The sequence below is a fragment of the Gloeocapsa sp. DLM2.Bin57 genome (assembly GCA_007693955.1).
In the GTDB taxonomy this organism is placed as follows: Bacteria; Cyanobacteriota; Cyanobacteriia; order Cyanobacteriales; family Gloeocapsaceae; genus Gloeocapsa.
The window spans coordinates 20830-36590 of the sequence record RECR01000079.1 but is presented as its reverse complement, the minus strand read 5'-3'; the positions used below and the strand labels follow the sequence as shown (position 1 = coordinate 36590).

Below are 15761 nucleotides of genomic sequence, written 5' to 3'. Positions count from 1 at the left end.
TAGTGCGAGTATGTTGCTCGCTTATATTTAGTTTGGGCGTTGAGGAAACCAGAGTACAGCCCTGATAATCCCTTGAGAAATTGATCGTCCTGTCACACCCTTAGTTATTTAATTCAGCTAAAAAGTAGGGTATATGAAATTTTCTAAATTTTTTTGGTAAAACTGTTAATTGGTTCTCTTTTTCGGGAATAATACAGTTATAAGTGAAAAACAATTATTTTCAATGCCAAAGCAAAAAGTCAGACATTTACTAGGTATTTCAGGTGGGAAGGATAGCGCAGCCTTAGCTATTCTACTCCATAAAGAAATTCCCGAGATGGAATATTTTTTTTGTGACACTCATAAAGAATTACCAGAGACATATGAATTTCTGGATCGTCTCAAAGCTAGATTAGGTATCAAAATTCACTATTTAAGTGCAGAAAGAGGTTTTGATCATTGGTTAGCCATTCATGATGGTTTATTACCATCTCCTAAGATGCGCTGGTGTACAGTCAAAATGAAAATCAAACCCCTAGAAGATTTTGTAGGAGAAGATGAAGCCATTAGTTATATTGGTATTCGCGCTGATGAAAATCGAGAAGGGTATATTTCCACCAAACCCAACATTAAACCAGTATTTCCCTTTAAAGAAAGAGGATTAGTTAAAGCCGATATTATTCGCTTACTCGAAGATAGTGGCATTGGTTTACCCGATTACTATCGCTGGAGGAGTCGTTCAGGCTGTTATTTCTGCTTCTTTCAACGCAAGTATGAATGGGTGATGTTAGCCCAAGAACACCCCGACTTATTCGCCCAAGCGGTTGAATATGAATCAAATCACAAAGACGGGAGAACCTATACTTGGACAGAAGGGGAAACCTTACTAGAACTTTTGCAAAGAAAAGAAGAAATTATCGCTAACCATGAAAAAGCGATGCAACGTGAACAAAAAGCCACACCCAATCGACCTTTAGCAGAAGCATTAGAACAAGTATTAGAAACAGAAGATGAGGAATTACCCTGTTTAATCTGTCATTTGTAAAGGAGTATTAATTGAACTTTAATGATTTACTGCTGAAAGCAGATGAAAAGACATTACAGCAATTATTAGGGAATGCAACTTTTAAACTATTGAAACTTTTAGAACCTGATTTAAACCCTAGTAAACTAAGAGAAATTTTATTAACTCTTTATACTCCCGCACAACTTTTACTGTCTAAAAAAAAGCGGGACTTACTGTTTGATTTAATCACTCCTGAACAAGGAAAAATACTTACTGTTCTTCTAAATGCACCTCAAGCTAAAAATGACTATCTAGCTTTAAAAAAACTGACAATTAAGGATAAATCAGAAAGCAAAAAATACTTATTAAACTTTTTTGAGATAGCTAATTATCCTCAAGAAAAAAATACCATAACAATACCATCAACCCAAGAAAATACTCCTAACTATGCTTTATTTACTCATCAAAGACAAGCAGCTAAAAAAGTTCAAAACTATTTAAGTAAATTTCCTCGTCGTGTTTTACTTCATTTACCTACAGGTGCAGGAAAAACTCGTACCGCCATGAATATCATAGCAGATCACCTTAGAAATAATGAACCAACCCTAGTAATTTGGTTAGCATATAGTGAGGAACTATGTGAACAAGCAGTCACAGAATTTCAAAAAGCCTGGAGTTTTTTAGGCAATCGAACTATTTCTACTTATCGTTTTTGGAGTAGCTATAATTTAGACTTAGAACAAGCCCAAGATGGTCTAATTGTAGCAGGATTAACTAAAGTTTATAACGCTCTTAAAAAAAGTATTAATTTTATCAATCAACTAGGGAGAAGTTGTTCATTAGTTGTCATCGATGAAGCCCATCAAGCGCTCGCTCAAACTTATAAACTAGTACTCGATGCTTTAGTTATCCCCTATGAAAACACAGGCTTATTAGGATTAACCGCTACTCCAGGACGCAGTTGGGTAGATATTGATCAAGATGCAGAATTAGCTAAATTCTTCGCTAAACAAAAAGTTACTTTAGAGATTGAAGGATACCCAAACCCCATCGATTATCTAGTTGACCAACAATATTTAGCTAAAGTTAATTATCGTCCCTTATTATCTACAACAGGTATCAAACTTAGTCCACGAGACTTAAATAAAATTAAGACAGCATTAGACATCCCTCCATCTATTCTTAATTCCTTAGCAGAAGATGAACAACGCAACCTCAGCATTATTCAGACAGTAGAAAAATTAGCCCAATATCATCAACGAATCATCGTTTTTACTATTTCTGTTGAACACGCCCATCTGATCAGTTCAATTTTACGGTGGAGAGGATTTGACGCTAATTGTCTAACTGCAAATACCCCCAAACCAGAAAGAGAACAGCTAATTAATAGCTTTAAAGACGAAACTAAACAACCCAAAATCTTGTGTAACTATGGTGTTTTAACTACAGGCTTTGATGCACCTAAAACTAGTGCTGCTATTATCGCGCGTCCTACTAAATCCCTGGTACTCTACAGTCAGATGGTAGGGAGGGCGATTCGAGGTGTCAAAGCAGGAGGAAACGCTACAGCTGAAATTGTTACGGTTATTGACCCTCAATTACCAGGTTTTAGTTCAGTAGCAGAGGCTTTTCACAATTGGGAAGATGTTTGGTGATATTTAACTAATTAAACAATTTTCAACTTATTTAGGAGACTAACTCAATGACTAACTTTCATAATATCGTCCCTCCTCATCTAGTAATCCAAGCGATGCGTGATAATGGCTATAAAAATGCGGCTTACGCTTTAGCAGAATTGATCGATAACGCTATTCAAGCCGGAGCATCTCAAGTAGAATTACTCTGTGGAGAAAAGAAACAACAGATTGAACAAAGAAAGCGTCCTCGAATTGACCAAATCGCTGTTTTAGATAATGGTTGTGGTATGGATGCTAAAATTTTACGCCTTGCTCTTCAATTTGGCAACGGAACTTATTTAGAGGAAAGTAAACATACAGGTATTGGACGTTTTGGTATGGGTTTACCTTCTTCTTCTATTTCTCAATGTCAACGGATAAACGTTTGGTCATGGCAAAATGGGGTAGAAAATGCTCTCTATACTTACCTTGATTTAGATGAAATTAATAGGCAACAAATGAGCGAAGTTCCTGAACCTATTTATAAACCAATTCCTAATATCTGGTATCGAGTTGGTAATCATTTTGGTCAAACTGGCACATTAATAGTCTGGTCACAAATAGATCGTTGTCTATGGCGAACAGGCAAAGCAATTATCGATAATTCTGAACTTTTAATCGGGAGAATGTATCGTAAATTTATCAATAATAATCAAGTCAATATTCGGATGGTAGCCTTTGATTTAGACGATGTAAATAAGATAATTTACGAAAAAAATGCCCTACCTAATGATCCTGGTTATTTAATGGAAAAAACCTCTTGTCCTCCTCCTTTTGATAATCAAGCGATGTTCCAACCTTGGGAGGGTGATACTTGTTATGAAGCGACTTTTGCTGTTAACTTTAAAGGTAAACAACATGAGGTTAAAGTGCGTTTTTCCTATGCTAAAGAAGAAGCGCGTCAAACTGAATCAGGTTCTAATCCAGGTAGTACCTCTTATGGAAAACACGCTAAGAAAAATATTGGTATTTCTATTGTGCGTGCAGGTAGAGAATTAGAACTTGATACAGGAGTAACTAATGGTTATGAACCAACAGAAAGATGGTGGGGGGTTGAAGTAGAATTTCCTCCAAGTCTTGATGATCTTTTCGGAGTTACTAATAATAAACAATCTGCACGAAATTTTACCGAGATTTTGCAGACAGATATTAAGTCTTTATCAGATGATGCTCAGAGTTTTAGTAAACTTAAAGAAGAGTTACAACAGAATGAAGATCCCAAAGAACCTCTGCTAGAAATAGCCCATAAAATTAATAGTCAATTAAGGATAATTCGTGGCTTATTAAAAGCACAAACTAAAGGAACTCGTAGCGGTGAAAAACGCCATGATCCCTATAAACCGCAAAAAATAGCTACAAGCGTTACGAAAGAACGTAAATCAGAAGGTTATCAAGGTAAAAGTGATCAAGATGAAAACTTACCTCAAGAAGAACGCAAACAAGTAATTAAAGAAACTTTACTAGAAGAGGGAATCAGTGAAAAACAAGCGGAGTTATTAGCAGCAACTACAGTAGAAAATGGCTTAAAATATCAATTTGCCAAAGGGTATCTTGACAGTCCAGCTTTTTTCTCTGTTAAACCAAGAGGTGGGGTAATCCTTATTACGTTAAATACCGATCATCCTGCTTATGACAATTTAGTAGATCTTTTAGAAAAAGATGTAGAAACAGATGATTTAGAAACCTTGCGTTCTCGATTAGTTAATGCTTTAGATGGGTTAGAATTATTATTAATGGCTTGGGCAAGATACGAAGATGAACAACCAGATGGCGAACGTAAAAATAAAGTTCAAGAAACCCGAATTGATTGGGGAAGAATTGCTAGAAGGTTTTTAGAAAATAAAGCATAGGTATGAGTTTACTGTGGCAAAAAATCGAAAATTTAAGTAAAAATGCCCAAAGAAAAGTTATTCTCGCTGCTCCTTTTATTAAAGTATCTGTCTTAAAACAAATCTTTAGTTATCTCAATCCAGGAATCAAGATTGACTGTGTAACAAGATGGCTACCTGAAGATATCTTAACAGGAGTTTGTGACTTAGAAATATGGCAAGTAATTCAAGCTTACCCCACTGCTTCTTTGTGGCTCAAAAGTGATTTACACGCTAAATATTATAGTTTTGATCAGCGATGTTTAGTGGGTTCAGCTAATTTAACTGCAAAAGGACTAGGTTTAGCTAATTTAGCTAATTTAGAACTGCTGGTTCAATTGTCCACTAATGAGCCTTATTTACAAGACTTTGAACAGGAATTATTTACAGGTGCTCTAGAAGTGACTGAGGATTGGTTTGATTCTTTTCAAGAAATGATAGTTAAATTAAAAGACATAAACCTGACTATTCCTTTAGCTGTAAATCAGTTAGTTATTGAGTCAACAATTTCTACTATTCCTTCAGAAGCTTGGCTACCTAAACTGAGAAATCCTGAAGAACTTTATCTAGCTTATTGTGGAGATTGGGATAATTTAACTACCATTGCTCGTGAAGCTGCAGAAAGGGATTTAAGTTCTCTGGCTATTATTTCTGGTCTCTCGAAAACAGCGTTTAAAGATTATATTGGAGCACTTTTATTGCAAAAACCAATTATTCAGCAACTAGATGTTTTTGTCAAAACTCCACAAAGATTTGGGGCTATTTGTAATTTATTGGCTTCTCTTCCTTGTCAAAATTTGCCTGATTTTAACCCTCAAAGAAACTGGCAAACCTTAATGCGTTGGTTACTATATTATTTGCCCGATCGCTATGGTGTTTCTATTCCTAATCACTCTGAAATTTTCTATCGCATATGACAACTAATCCTATCTATCTTGATTATCATTCAACTACTCCAGTTGACCCGAGAATCGCTCAATTAATGCTCTATTACCTAACTACTGCTTTTGGTAATGCTAGCAGTATTGATCATACCTATGGTGATGAAGCCGAAAAAGCGGTTAAAATTGCTCGTGGGTATATAGCTGATTTAATCAACGCTTCACCGAAAGAGATTATCTTTACCGATGGTGCAACTGAAAGTCTTAATTTAGCTATCCAGGGTACAATCAGGAGCAAATCTCCTCAAAAACTATCCCGTATTGCTCTTTCTCCTTTAGAACATAAAGCGGTAATAGATACCTGTGTAATGTTGCAAAAAAAAGGACTAGCTGAACTTATTTATCTGAAAGTAGATCAATTAGGGAGAATAGATTTAAAACACCTGGAGACTGTTTGTCAACAAGGTCTTGATCTACTTTGTGTTATGGCTGCTCACAACGAAATTGGCAATATTTACCCGATCGCCACTATCAGTCAAATTGCCCAAAAATATCATATTCCTTTTCTCTGTGATGCTTCCCAAGCAGTAGGTAAAATTCCTCTTAATTTTCGCGATTGGGGGATAACTTATTTAAGTATTTCTGCTCATAAATTTTATGGTCCTAAAGGAATTGGCGCATTAGTGGTGAAAAAAGGTTATAGTCTCGAACCGATTATTTATGGTGGGGGTCATCAACAGGGGAAGCGATCGGGTACTCTCAATGTTCCTGGTATTGTGGGTTTAGGGGAAGCTTGTCGCTTACGTCAATTAGAAATGGAGGAGGATGAGAGGGCGATCGCCTCTAAGCGGGATAGGTTACAAGCTTACTTACAAAGTAATATTCCTGAGTTAGTGGTCAATGGTGACACTAACCATCGTCTCGCAGGAAATCTGCATATTTCTGTACCAAATATTCCTAATAGTGCAGTTATTGCGCGAATTCGTTCTCAATTAGCTATTTCTACGGGCGCTGCTTGTACATCAGGTGTCCCGAGTCCTTCCCATGTTTTACGAGCAATGAGATTACCTGAAGCAGTTATCGATGGCGCTTTACGCATTGGTATTGGCAAGTTTACCACTGAGGAGGAGATCCACCAAGCAAGTATAATTCTTGAGAGAGCAATTAAATTAGTAATTTTTTCTTAATTCTATTCCCAAAAAATGTGTTAAGGTTTTAGCCATTTTTTCTACTTCTAGTTCAGATGTAGAGTAATTTATCTCTTTTTTTGTCCCATCAGGTAAAACCAGAAAAGATGTATAACTTTTATTGCCATCACTATATTCTTCACGTTCCATGACAACCGCTAGTTGAACAAGAAAAAATTCTTGACATACTTTTTGTTTTTGCGTTAAAGAATTAATAATAGCTACTTGAAACATCTTCTTATTTTTATCTAAAATGAAAAACTTTTTAAACAACCAATGCTTAATGAACAAAAAATCTATACAGGAGAAAATTAGGAGAAAAACTATTAACAATTTTAAGACACTAGTGGCAAAATTATCATTACCAATTAAGAGTAGTTTTTCCTGACGAAAAGAATTATGAATAAAATCATTTAACTCGTGATTTAACTTGTTAGCGTTTGTTAGGAAGTGATAACTTTCTAGTGGATAATCACCTTGACTTCCTGATAAATAAATAACATGATAAAAATTCTCACCTGAGCTAAGATTTGTTCTGGCAACTCTGGCATTTTGAACTTCTGTAATCAGTCTTGGTTGAGTTGAAATAAGACCCATGAGTCTAGAATATTCTACAGTACAGTCAACTCGTTCTGGGTTAAGTTTTTGACAGGTTATGGTTTCTGTTCCTGAGCGCCAAAGCATGATTATTAACAACAATACTAAAATAGATACAATTGTGTGTATAACCAGAAACACAACAGGTGGGAATGAGAAACTTTTTTCTCTAAATACAAGTTTTCTGGATGTATGTTCGGTTATTTCTATGAATGTTTTTTTTCCTTCTCTAAATGTTTTCTTTTTTTCTACTAAGCCATTTTTTCTTAATTCTATTCTCAAGAAATCAGTTAAAGTTTTAGCAATTTTTTCTACTTGTTCTTCATCTGAAGAAGAGTCTATTTCTGTTCTTGTTCCATCAGGTAAAATTAGGTAGAGATAATAAGTTTCATCTCCAGCACTATCTTTTTCAGGTTCTATCAAAACTTCCTGAATTTGCTCAAGGAAAAATTCTTTCTCTATTCTCTGTGTTTTTTTGAATTCATTAATTATAAATATTTGCAAGATATTCTTATTTTTATCGAAATGTATAACTGTTTGAAAGTATTTATTAATACACCAAAGGTTGGCATATACTATAAATATCAGATAAAGAATAGTCAAAAAAGATAATAGTATTGTGGTTACTACTCCTGAAGTCCAAGACCTAATAAAAGAAGCAACAGGAAAAATAATAAAGAAGAATGGAAATGGTACTATAAAAGCATTTATGAACATTAAAAAATAAGTAATAGAGACATTTCCATACTCTTTAAGTACAAGTTTTTCAGATGTGTGTTCGATAATTTTCATAAAGAAATCCTTGTTAGTAATTTTTTCTTAATTCTATTCCCAAGAAATCAGTGATAGTTCTAGCAATTGTTTCTACTTCTACTACTACTACTACTTCTTCTTCTTCTGATGAGAAGGAAGAATCTATTCGTTTTTTTGTTTCATCGGGTAAAATTAGGTATAAAACGTAAATATCAGGGCCATGAATATTTTTTTCAAGTTCTATAACAACTTTCTGAATTTGCTCAAGGAAAAACTCCTTAGCTATTTTGTGTGTTCTCTTTAAATTCTTAATAATAACTACTTGACAAATATTCTTATTTTTATCAAAAATTATCATTTCTTTAACTATAAAATTAAAAATACACCATAAGTCGAGCAATAATAGAAATAAAATCAAATAAAATAATGTACTAACTGTATTTAAGGTTTGGCGAAGATTATCATTTTTTATAACTAATGGCTGATTTTGATTACTAAGGTTTTGATTATTAATAAAATGATTTAACTTATTAGCATCTGTTGGAGAATTATTCTGTAATTGATAATTACCTTGACTTCCTGATAAATAAATAACATAATGAACACTGTCATCTTCACTATCAGTTTTTTCCTTGACGATAACTTCTTTGACTCCAGTCATAAGTCGTGGTTGAGTTGAAATACGTCCCATGAGTTTAGAATACTCTAAAGTACAGTCAGCTTGCGCTATGTATAATTTCCTACAGGTTATAGTTTCCACTCCTGAGTTCCCAAGTAATATAATAGATGCTAAAAATAATGCACACAACAAAGAATGAAAAGTCAGGAACAAAACAGTAGGAGCACTTTCTTCTTTAAGTACAAGTTTTCTGGAGGTGTGTTCAATAATTTTCATGGTTTTATACTTCTCGAAGAAGTAAAGAAGGTTTATACCAGGATAAATTGAGCGATTTTATTGACTGCTTCTTGAAGGGTAGCTTCTGGTGTAACTAAAGCAAAACGGACATAACCTTCTCCTGACTTACCAAAACCCAACCCGGGAGAAAGGGCGACTCCTGTAGATTCTACTAAAGAAGTACAAAAGCCGACAGAATCTGTAGTCCAGGGCTCGGGTAATTTTGCCCAGAGATAGAGGGTAGCAGAGGGTGTAGGTACATCCCAATGGATTTGCTGTAAAGCGTTGACCAGAAAATCCCGACGACGTCGAAAGGTGTTAACCGTATCTTGAATAATAGCAGGAGGACTTTGTAAAGCTGTGATCGCCCCTTGGAGAATACCGCTATACTGATTAAAGTCGATAACTGCTTTGATTTTCTTTAAAGCTTGGATAAGTTGGGGGTTACCAATGGCATAGCCGATACGAAAACCTCCCATATTATAGGATTTAGAAAAGGTAAAAAACTCGATACTCAAGCTTTTGTGAGGATCTGCTTGAAGAATCGAGGGAACAGAGATATTTTCGTCAAAAACCATATCTAGGTAGGGAAAATCGTGGACTAAGACTAGATCGTGATGACGACAAAAATCTACAGCTTCGCTGAAGAAATCCAGTGGGGCGATCGCCGTGGTAGGATTATGGGGATAACTCAAAATCATCATTTTACTTTGAGCTAGTACCGTAGATGGTATATCCTTAAATATAGGTAAGAACTTATTTTCCTCTAATAGAGGCATAGTGTAAACCTGACCACCTGCGAGATATACGCCTCCTGAGTGAGAGGGATAACCTGGATCTTGTAGGAGGGCGAAATCTCCAGGATTAAGGATAGCTAAAGGTAAATGGGCTGTTCCTTCTTGACACCCAATCAGGGGTAGAACCTCTGTTTCGGGGTCAATTGCTATTCCAAACCTATTGCTATACCATAATGCCACAGCTTGTCTAAATGCTTGTGTACCGCGATGGAGTAGATAACCGTGAGTGTTAGAATCGGGTAAAGCTTGGGCTATTACTTTGATTACCTCTGTAGGTGCAGATAAATCAGAAGAGCCAAGGGAAAGGTCAATAATAGTTTTACCCTTAGCTTGGGCTTGGGCTTTAGCCTGATCCATATCGGCAAAAACGTTATTTTGCAGGTTATCTAAACGAAGTGCAAATTTCATTTGATTAGATATAGGGTTCAAGAAACCCTTGTAATTGTTGTTTAGTGATCGCCCCTTCGTGAGTAGCAATTATAGCTGCATTTTTAAATAATCTTAAAGCTGGTACTCCTTCTACTTGACAATGGGCGACAGCTGCTTGATTTTTGTCTATTTCTAGTTTAATCACTATAACGCGATCGCCGTATTCTTTACTCACCCATTCAATGGAGGGAGATACTAAGCGACAAGGACCACACCAAGAAGCCCAAAAGTAAGCCAAGACTGGTTGTTCTGATTTGATTACTTCTTGAAAGTTGGCTGAATCTTCGATTATTTGTACGGTACTCACGATAAGTATTTAGGTAGTTTTTTTTACATTTTAACAAAAATTAGCAGCTAAGGAAGCCAAGGATATTGACGAAAATCTGGGGGACGTTTTTCCAGAAAAGCTTGTTTACCTTCTGCACCTTCTGCGGTCATATAATAGAGTAGAGTAGCGTTACCTGCTAACTCTTGTAAACCTGCTTGACCATCACAATCGGCGTTAAAAGCTGCTTTGAGACAACGGATAGCGATGGGACTTTTGCTAAGTATTTCTTTAGCCCAATTAATTCCCTCGCTTTCTAGTTGTTCTACGGGGACAACGGTATTAACTAAACCCATAGCTAAAGCCTCTTGGGCGTTATATTGACGACAGAGAAACCAAATTTCCCTCGCTTTTTTTTGTCCTACTATTCTCGCTAAATAACTCGCCCCAAAACCACCATCAAAGCTACCCACTTTTGGTCCTGTTTGACCGAAAATAGCGTTATCTGCAGCAATGGTCAAATCACAAATCAAGTGTAAGACGTGACCTCCACCAATGGCGTAACCCGCGACTAAGGCGATAACTACTTTAGGGATGGATCTAATTAAGCGTTGTAAATCTAACACGTTGAGACGAGGTGTTCCCTCTTCGTCGATATATCCACCTGTTCCCCTAACGCTTTGATCTCCTCCCGAACAAAAGGCGTATTTACCGTCGGTGTGTGGACCTGCGCCAGTTAATAATACTACTCCTATGCTTTGGTCTTCTCTAGCGTCACAAAAAGCGTCATAGAGTTCCCAAACGGTTTTTGGTCTAAAGGCGTTTCTTTTTTCGGGACGATTGATGGTGATTTTGGCGATACCATCTTGTTTATGATAGAGTATGTCTGCGTAGGTTTTAACTATCTGCCATTGTGTTGTCATAGATTTTTACAATTATCCTTTATTCGTTCATATTACGATAAGTTGCCACCGCTGAAGGAGAAATACGATTTAAATAGCGGAAGATCCAATATTTGAGGATAGTATCTAAAATAACGGGAAAGGTAGCGATAAACAAGTAGTTAAATTCGCGATTTTCCGGTAAACCTAGATGTTCAGCGATTCTTTCTAAAACTATTTCCCAACCATGGGGAGAGTGGTAACCAACAAAAATATCTGTTAAGAGAATAATTAAGAAGGCTTTAGCTGAGTCACTTAATCCATAAACAACATCATCCATAAAAGATTTAACAACCGCTATATCTTTTTTACTAGTCACTAACATTAAAATAAACGCAATCAAAGAACAAAGATCAGCAAAAACATTAGCTAAAGCATTCGTACCTTTATTTTGATATTCTCTAGCGATTTCTTGGGCTTTTATTTCTAAGAGTTCTTCTTTTTGTTCTTCTGATAGTTTGCTTCTTGTCCCCATCAGTTCTTGAAAATGTAGTCTTTCTTCATAGGTTTGCAACTCTCTAAAGGCTTCTTCCTCGTATTCATAATTAAGAAACAATACTTCTTCATGATTGACACTATATCTTTCTACTAGAGGGTAAATAAAGAACTGTTTAGTAATTTGATGAGTCAATAAGGGAATAATAATTAAAAGCAAAAAGAATCTAACCGATATATAAGCTTTGTAACGAGAGCTACGGAATTTATTTAAGACTTGTTCTTCGGTTTGTTCTGACTGAGGATCTATTTGTTGTTTCAGTCTTTTTAAAGTTGTTAAAAAAGAACGTGGTAGAACACTAGTTTGATTAGCTTTTGATTCAAATTTTGGTTTAATTACCGTTAAACTTGTGTTAAGATTAAGAGGAGATATTCCCCGATAGCGGAGGAGGTAATAGTCAATTAATTTAAGTTTTTCTAAAACTTCGTAATTATCAGGATCTTGTTTAGCGTTATTAATTTTACTAAAAGCTTTGCTCATTTGGAATTCATTCAGACGAACTTGAGCAAAATTGAGATGACGCTTAATCTCCTTATCAAAATAACGTAAAACACTCTCACTATAATTACTAGAGTTATGAGAAACTTTTTTATTATTAAAATGATCCGATTCGATTGCTTTAACGATTAAAATAGACTGGTAAGCTTCCTCTAAAGCTCGATAGGGTTTATTAGCCAACCATTGTCTAGTATTATTAATAACATTGGGAAATTGCATAGAAATTAATTAGTGAACAATGTCTGATTCTTGTCTGTGGATTAGTGGAACAAGTCGCAGTGGTAAAACTACGCGCTTAGTCAAAGAATTCCAAAATTGGGTAAATAAGAAACTAGCTTATGATTCTAGCAAAAACTCACCTCAAAGTCGTTTAAAACCATTGACTAGTACTGCATTAGTATTAGCTAGCAATAGTGAACGACGCAATCATTTAACCGAGGAACTCTCTAACGCTGTTGGTGGTAGTTACCCTGTACTGTGTAAAACACCTCTAGGTTTTATTAGTGAGCAATTAATCTTATTTTGGCCCTTATTATTAAAACCCCTACAGCTAAAACCTCAATTCCCCTTAAGACTTCGTCCTGAGACAGAACAAGAATTAGCGACTTTATTATGGTGTCCTTACCTGAGTTTAGAGCAAAAACAACTAATGGGGGGTGAATCACGTCTAGTACGTCGTCTCTTAGATTTGTTACAATTAGCGGGAGCTAGTGGTACACCATTAGAGAGTATTCCCGAAATAGTTAATCAGGGTTTTGACTCCTCTCTAATAATCGAACCAGAATTAATTGGTAAGTTGTTATTAAATTGGCGTCAGTGGTGTTTAGAAAGAGGATTATTAACCTATGGGTTGATTTATGATTTATATTGGTCTTATTTATTACCTCAGCAGGAATATCGCCAATATTTAACTAAATATGAGGCTATTTTTGCTGATGATTTAGATGATTATCCCGCTATTGCTAGAGACTTATTAGAATTTTGGTTAGAGCAAGGTAAAGCAGGTATATTTACTTATAATCCTGCTGGTCAGGTGAGACAAGGGTTAAATGCAGATCCAGAATATTTACAAGGTTTGAGCGATCGCTGTGTTCAAGAAAAATTAGAAAGGGAGTTTCCCTATGAGATTGTATCTTTAGAAGACAAATACGAACATCAACTTTCTGAGCGTTGGCGACTAATACAGACAACTTCTAGAGCAGAATTATTACGTCAAGTCAGTGCAATAATTATCACCAAAGTAACTAAAGAAGGGGTAAAACCAGGAGAAATAGCGGTTATAGCACCAGGTTTAGACGAAATAGGGCGTTATACTTTGATAGAAATCTTATCTCATCATCAGATACCTGTAGAAGCTCTAAACGAACAACGTCCCCTGAGTAGTTCCCCCGTGGTAAGAGCTTTATTAACTCTCTTAGGGTTAGTATATCCGAGTTTAGGAACTTTAATCAAGACAGAAGCCTGCCGCGAAGCGGATCCCTTCGGGATCGCCGAGATGTTAGTAGTAATCAGCTCTAATCTAGATCCAGTCAGAGCAGGTTTACTAGCTGATTATTGTTATCAAGTAGATCCAGATAACCCCAAATTATTGCCAATAGAGGTTTTTCCCCGTTGGGATCGTCTCGGTGCGCGCGCTACTTATGGTTATGAAGGTATAATTAACTGGATTAGTCAACAAAAGCAACGGGTAGAGAGGGAAAAAATTACCCCAATCGGGATAATTAATCAAGGTATAGCAGATTTCTTTCGTAATAGAGAAGATCTCAACTACGAGAAACTAGCAGTCTTAAGAAAGTTTGTAGAAACAGCACAACATTATTGGGAAGTCGATCGCCGTTTGAGAGAAAATGAAACTAAAGGAAGAAGTTTAACAGAAACTATCGCTGATTTTAGGCAACTCTTAGGTAGTGAGACTATCACCGCTAACCCCTATCCTAGGTTAGTAACTAGTAATGAACAGGGTAAGATAACACTAGCGACGATTTTTCAATATCGTTCCCTTGGTAGTCAACACCGTTGGCAATTTTGGTTAGATATAGGATCTCCCTTATGGAGTAAAGGTGGTTCAGCGATGTTATGGGGTGCCCCCTTATTTTGGCGTTCCCCCAACCCCCAAGCAGAATCAGACTTAGATACAGAGAGACTAGAGAGAATTTTTCAAGATTTACAAGCAAGAGCAACCGAGGGTATCTATTTATGTCATAGTGAATTAAATATCAATGGTTCAGAACAGTCAGGTCCGTTGTTACCATTGATTTATAAAATATCACAATGAACTATTATGAGTTTACAATTAAGGGTTTATGTACCCGAACACCCATTAATTAAACACTGGTTAGCAGTAGCGCGCGATCGTTCTACTCCTTCAATACTATTTAAAACTGCGATGAATGAATTAGGACGTTGGTTAACCTATGAAGCTACCCGTCACTGGTTACCCACCCTAGAAACTACCGTAGAAACCCCTCTGAGTGAATCGGAAGCTACCCTGATTAATCCTGAAATTCCCATCGCAGTTGTCCCCATTTTACGAGCAGGTTTAGCTATCCTAGAAGGTGCACAAAGTTTATTACCCTTAGCTTCTATTTATCACCTAGGGTTAGTCAGAGACGAAGAAACCCTACAACCTAGTTGTTATCTCAATAAACTTCCTGATACTTTTAAGAGTGAGACTAGGGTGTTAATTTTAGAGCCAATGTTAGCCACAGGAGGTTCAATTATGACAGCGATGTCAGAAATCACTAGTCGTGGAGTTGATCCCGACTTAATCCGTATTGTTTCTGTAGTTGCTTCGCCACCTGCACTGCAAAGTCTTAGTCAAGCTTATCCAAGTTTACAAATTTATACAGCGACGATTGATCCAGGGATTAACAGTCGGGGTTATATTGTTCCTGGGTTAGGAGATGCAGGCGATCGCGCTTTTGGCACTTAATAGCTAAATTGTTACGTCTTGTCAAGATTGCTGGGAAGATTAGCTAATTATAGAGCTGACTCTAATCTTAAATTTAAGCTACTTATCGGTAAAACGAAACATTTTAAAGACATTATTGATTAAATCCTTAAAATGTGATAGTCTTAAAAAGATCGGTATTGCACCGTGCTTGAGGCGCTAAAACAAGTGGGAGTGCTTTTAGCCCAAGACTTGTTATTAAAAAGCTTTCTCAACGTCTCCCCAGACGTAAAATTGTCAAACAGGAAGTGCTAGAAAAGTTTTTCTAGCTTTGAGGGATACCTCCTTTTGAGTAGAAATACTTAAAAGCTATTGCTGGTAAAATACGGCTTTGTGTCGTGTTTTATCGCCTAAATGTATCAGAAGAATATTTTCATTAGGAGTTTAGCCATGGCTATATCAGATACCCAAGTTTACGTTGCTTTAGTGGTAGCTTTAATTCCCGCAATTTTAGCTTTCCGTTTATCTACCGAACTATATAAATAATTGAGTTCCAGGAGGGTTAATCAACCCTCCCTCAAGGTTGATGTTTTAAACAACTTG

Annotated in this window: 14 protein-coding genes; 8 read left to right on the top strand and 6 right to left on the bottom strand. The window is 36.2% G+C overall.

Annotated features, from left to right (window positions below):
- The first annotated feature begins 223 nt into the window (after positions 1 to 223).
- The 5 genes from EA365_10385 (at position 224) to EA365_10365 (ending at position 6597) form a co-directional block, all read left to right on the top strand.
- Positions 224 to 1024 (top strand): phosphoadenosine phosphosulfate reductase, encoded by an 801-nt coding sequence (locus tag EA365_10385; GenBank protein ID TVQ44378.1) that lies wholly within the window; start codon positions 224 to 226, stop codon positions 1022 to 1024.
- 11 nt (positions 1025 to 1035) lie between these two features.
- Positions 1036 to 2640, top strand: coding sequence for a DEAD/DEAH box helicase (locus EA365_10380; protein ID TVQ44377.1), 1605 nt, complete (start codon positions 1036 to 1038; stop codon positions 2638 to 2640).
- A gap of 47 nt (positions 2641 to 2687) precedes the next feature.
- Positions 2688 to 4511, top strand: coding sequence for an ATP-binding protein (locus EA365_10375; protein TVQ44376.1), 1824 nt, complete (start codon positions 2688 to 2690; stop codon positions 4509 to 4511).
- A gap of 191 nt (positions 4512 to 4702) precedes the next feature.
- Positions 4703 to 5446 carry a hypothetical protein gene (locus EA365_10370; GenBank protein TVQ44387.1) on the top strand — a complete coding sequence of 248 codons (744 nt, stop codon included), beginning with the start codon at positions 4703 to 4705 and terminating at the stop codon, positions 5444 to 5446.
- Positions 5443 to 6597, top strand: a complete 1155-nt coding sequence (locus EA365_10365; protein ID TVQ44375.1) for a cysteine desulfurase — start codon at positions 5443 to 5445, stop codon at positions 6595 to 6597. The genes EA365_10370 and EA365_10365 overlap by 4 nt, the downstream gene beginning before the upstream one ends.
- On the opposite strand, the gene EA365_10360 is transcribed toward EA365_10365, so the two are convergent.
- From EA365_10360 to EA365_10335, 6 genes are read right to left on the bottom strand one after another with little or no spacing between them, the layout of a single operon-like run.
- Entirely contained in the window at positions 6580 to 7986 is a 1407-nt protein-coding gene (locus EA365_10360; GenBank protein ID TVQ44374.1) for a hypothetical protein, read from the bottom strand. The genes EA365_10365 and EA365_10360 overlap by 18 nt on opposite strands.
- Positions 7987 to 7999: 13 nt before the next feature.
- Positions 8000 to 8842, bottom strand: coding sequence for a hypothetical protein (locus EA365_10355; GenBank protein TVQ44373.1), 843 nt, complete (start codon positions 8840 to 8842; stop codon positions 8000 to 8002).
- 32 nt (positions 8843 to 8874) lie between these two features.
- The gene (locus tag EA365_10350) at positions 8875 to 10047 is read right to left on the bottom strand and encodes an LL-diaminopimelate aminotransferase (protein TVQ44372.1); all 1173 of its coding nucleotides are present in this window, start codon (positions 10045 to 10047) and stop codon (positions 8875 to 8877) included.
- Positions 10048 to 10051: 4 nt separating this feature from the next.
- Complete coding sequence (locus tag EA365_10345) at positions 10052 to 10375, bottom strand: thioredoxin (GenBank protein ID TVQ44371.1); 324 nt, start codon at positions 10373 to 10375, stop codon at positions 10052 to 10054.
- A 47-nt stretch (positions 10376 to 10422) separates the two neighbouring features.
- Positions 10423 to 11256 carry a 1,4-dihydroxy-2-naphthoyl-CoA synthase gene (menB, locus tag EA365_10340; GenBank protein TVQ44370.1) on the bottom strand — a complete coding sequence of 278 codons (834 nt, stop codon included), beginning with the start codon at positions 11254 to 11256 and terminating at the stop codon, positions 10423 to 10425.
- A gap of 19 nt (positions 11257 to 11275) precedes the next feature.
- Positions 11276 to 12487, bottom strand: coding sequence for a proton extrusion protein PcxA (locus tag EA365_10335; protein TVQ44369.1), 1212 nt, complete (start codon positions 12485 to 12487; stop codon positions 11276 to 11278).
- A 19-nt stretch (positions 12488 to 12506) separates the two neighbouring features.
- Here EA365_10335 and EA365_10330 point away from each other — a divergent pair, with 19 nt between their 5' ends.
- From EA365_10330 to EA365_10320, 3 genes are all read left to right on the top strand, one after another.
- Complete coding sequence (locus EA365_10330; protein TVQ44368.1) at positions 12507 to 14543, top strand: recombinase family protein; 2037 nt, start codon at positions 12507 to 12509, stop codon at positions 14541 to 14543.
- Between the two features lie 6 nt (positions 14544 to 14549).
- Entirely contained in the window at positions 14550 to 15200 is a 651-nt protein-coding gene (locus EA365_10325; GenBank protein ID TVQ44367.1) for a uracil phosphoribosyltransferase, read from the top strand.
- A gap of 408 nt (positions 15201 to 15608) precedes the next feature.
- On the top strand, positions 15609 to 15704 hold the full coding sequence (locus tag EA365_10320; protein TVQ44366.1) for a photosystem I reaction center subunit XII: 96 nt from the start codon (positions 15609 to 15611) through the stop codon (positions 15702 to 15704).
- The last annotated feature ends 57 nt before the right edge of the window (positions 15705 to 15761 follow it).

What these genes read in the sequence shown, in the direction of transcription:
- EA365_10385 (TVQ44378.1), top strand. Translation starts at nt 224, where the DNA reads ATGCCAAAGCAAAAAGTCAGACATTTACTAGGTATTTCAGGTGGGAAG.
- EA365_10375 (TVQ44376.1), top strand. Translation starts at nt 2,688, where the DNA reads ATGACTAACTTTCATAATATCGTCCCTCCTCATCTAGTAATCCAAGCG.
- EA365_10365 (TVQ44375.1), top strand. Translation starts at nt 5,443, where the DNA reads ATGACAACTAATCCTATCTATCTTGATTATCATTCAACTACTCCAGTT.
- EA365_10360 (TVQ44374.1), bottom strand. Translation starts at nt 7,986, where the DNA reads ATGAAAATTATCGAACACACATCTGAAAAACTTGTACTTAAAGAGTAT.
- EA365_10355 (TVQ44373.1), bottom strand. Translation starts at nt 8,842, where the DNA reads ATGAAAATTATTGAACACACCTCCAGAAAACTTGTACTTAAAGAAGAA.
- EA365_10350 (TVQ44372.1), bottom strand. Translation starts at nt 10,047, where the DNA reads ATGAAATTTGCACTTCGTTTAGATAACCTGCAAAATAACGTTTTTGCC.
- menB (TVQ44370.1), bottom strand. Translation starts at nt 11,256, where the DNA reads ATGACAACACAATGGCAGATAGTTAAAACCTACGCAGACATACTCTAT.
- EA365_10335 (TVQ44369.1), bottom strand. Translation starts at nt 12,487, where the DNA reads ATGCAATTTCCCAATGTTATTAATAATACTAGACAATGGTTGGCTAAT.
- EA365_10330 (TVQ44368.1), top strand. Translation starts at nt 12,507, where the DNA reads ATGTCTGATTCTTGTCTGTGGATTAGTGGAACAAGTCGCAGTGGTAAA.
- EA365_10325 (TVQ44367.1), top strand. Translation starts at nt 14,550, where the DNA reads ATGAGTTTACAATTAAGGGTTTATGTACCCGAACACCCATTAATTAAA.
- EA365_10320 (TVQ44366.1), top strand. Translation starts at nt 15,609, where the DNA reads ATGGCTATATCAGATACCCAAGTTTACGTTGCTTTAGTGGTAGCTTTA.